This is a genomic window from Streptomyces sp. NPDC012935, assembly GCF_042900345.1.
Taxonomy (GTDB): domain Bacteria; phylum Actinomycetota; class Actinomycetes; order Streptomycetales; family Streptomycetaceae; genus Streptomyces.
Genome location: NZ_JBIBBC010000078.1, coordinates 1 through 1,395, shown reverse-complemented (window position 1 = coordinate 1,395; position 1,395 = coordinate 1). Strand labels below are relative to the sequence as shown.

Sequence of the window (1,395 nt, the reverse complement as noted above, 5' to 3'; positions counted from 1 at the left end):
AGCAGCAGCCGGCCGGCGGCGGCCGCGTCCCAGTAGGTGCGGGTGAAGGCGTCCGGCTCGGGGACGTCGTAGCGGGGCCCGCTCATCCGAACAGTCCGAACGCGCCGTCCACCGACCAGGACTGCCAGGACATCCCGAACAGCGCGACGACGGAGATCAGCGCCATCATGCCGTTCTGCCCCTGCTCGGCCCAGTCGTGGATCATCAGGGTGAGGTACAGCAGGTTGAGCAGCAGGCCGCCGACGAGGGCGGCCGGGGTGAGGAACCCGAGCACCAGCCCGAGCCCCAGGGCCAGTTCGGCGTGGAGGACCACGTGGGCCATGGTCCGCGGCCGGGGTGCCACCACCCGGTCGAAGCCCGCGCGGACGGCGGGCCAGCGGTGTTCGGCGGCCACGTCCGCGGCCCAGGCGATCCCGGAGCCGGCCAGCCAGCTCCTGCGGTCCTTGTGCCGCCAGCTCTCCAGCCACCACAGGCCGAGTCCTATCCGGAGCACGGCCAGCCATTGAGCGCCTGTGAGCCAGATCGCGTCCATGGATCTGACGGTACGTCAGATCCATGGGGCCTGACAATCGTGCGGGCGCCCCGGCCGCCTCCCGGCCGGGGCGCCCCCCCCCGGGCGGCTCAGGCGGCCGCCTCGGCCGGTGAGACGGCGGCGTCGGGCCGGACCACCACCCGGCGGCGGCGCAGCGGCATGCCCATCCCCGGGTTGCCGACGTTCCAGGCGGCGCCCTTGCAGATCAGCTCCTTGTAGAAGGCGGCGATCCGGCCCCTCAGGACCGCGCGCACGGGGCGGTCGTCCCCGGTGACGTACTGGATCAGGCCCTCCTTGCGGCCCAGCGAGATGCACTGGTTGAAGTAGCGCAGCGGGACCTTCGGCAGCTTGCCCCCGGTCAGCCGGGCCACGATGGCGTCGGCGGCCTGCCAGGCGGTGAAGCCGCCCGAGGCGCAGGACATGCGCAGCGGCTTGCCGCCGACGCCCCGCGCGAGGGCCGCGTCGCCGATGGCGTAGACGTCCGGGTGGGAGACCGAGCGCATGGTCCCGTCGACCACGATCTGCCCCCGGTCGCCGACCTCCAGGGTGGTGGCCAGCGCGACCGGGTGGACGGCGAAGCCCGTGGTCCACACGGTGACGGCGGCCGGGAGCTCCGCGCCGCCCGCGGTGCGGACCCGGTCGGCCTCCACCGCGGTGGCGGTGGTGTCCTCGTGGACGGTGATGCCGAGGCGGCCGACGACCTCGCTCAGGTGCCGGCGGCCCTTCGCGGAGAGCCAGTCGCCGAGTCCGCCGCGCACGACGAGGGAGACGTCGAGGTCCGGGCGGGCCTCGGCGATCTCGGTCGCGGCCTCCACGCCGGTGAGGCCGCCGCCGACCACGACCACGGGCGCTCCGGCGTCCAG

General features: G+C 74.6%; 2 protein-coding genes and 1 pseudogene. All 3 read right to left on the bottom strand.

Features of this window, described 5'->3' with window-relative positions; all coding sequences use genetic code 11:
- A pseudogene (locus ACFY5C_RS41585) lies at positions 1-86 on the bottom strand (nucleic acid-binding protein); the annotation flags it as partial.
- Complete coding sequence (locus tag ACFY5C_RS41580; RefSeq protein WP_086872312.1) at positions 83-532, bottom strand: DoxX family protein; 450 nt, start codon at positions 530-532, stop codon at positions 83-85. The gene ACFY5C_RS41580 and the pseudogene ACFY5C_RS41585, both read right to left, overlap by 4 nt.
- A gap of 89 nt (positions 533-621) precedes the next feature.
- Positions 622-1,395, bottom strand: a 774-nt coding sequence (locus ACFY5C_RS41575) for an FAD-dependent oxidoreductase (RefSeq protein ID WP_389455286.1), incomplete at its 5' end; no start/stop codon positions are given.